This is a genomic window from Psychromarinibacter halotolerans, from assembly GCF_029168315.1.
In the GTDB taxonomy this organism is placed as follows: Bacteria; Pseudomonadota; Alphaproteobacteria; order Rhodobacterales; family Rhodobacteraceae; genus Psychromarinibacter; species Psychromarinibacter halotolerans.
Genome location: NZ_JARGYD010000043.1, coordinates 1 through 548, shown reverse-complemented (window position 1 = coordinate 548; position 548 = coordinate 1). Strand labels below are relative to the sequence as shown.

Here is a 548-nt window from a genome sequence, read left to right as displayed (position 1 = left end):
CTTGTCATGGATTGGACGCAGAACGTCGAGTACATGCAGTGGGGCGGTCGCGGATGGGCCAGTCAAAGTGGTGCGCCGGGCTTCGATGCTCCGTTCGACGGCACCATCTCCGACCGGCGCATCTTCGACACCGAACTGACCGATGACCAGATCGCCGGCCTGTTCGCCGACGGGCCACCGAATACCGACCCGGTAGCGCAGGACGATGTCGTCGCGACCACTGAAGATGTGGCGGTCGTGGTCGATGTCCTGGCAAACGACATCGATCTGGATGGCGACACCGTCTACGTTTCGTCGGTCGGAACCGCAGGTCACGGCACCATCGTCCAAAATGCCGACGGTACGCTCAGCTACGTGCCGGATGCGGACTTCAACGGTTCTGACAGCTTTAGCTACACGCTGAGTGACGGGCGTGGCGGCACGGATACGGCGACGGTGAGCGTCACCGTGACGCCGGACAACGACGCACCTGTGGCTGTCGACGACGTGGCCAACACCTTTGACGGAGGCTCAGTTGTTATCGACCTGTTGGCCAATGACTTTGACGT

At 61.5% G+C, this 548-nt stretch carries 1 protein-coding gene; it reads left to right on the top strand.

The window, feature by feature from the left end:
* Positions 1–548 (top strand): cadherin-like domain-containing protein (locus tag P1K30_RS24045; RefSeq protein ID WP_275635235.1); only part of this gene is annotated, 548 nt, incomplete at both ends.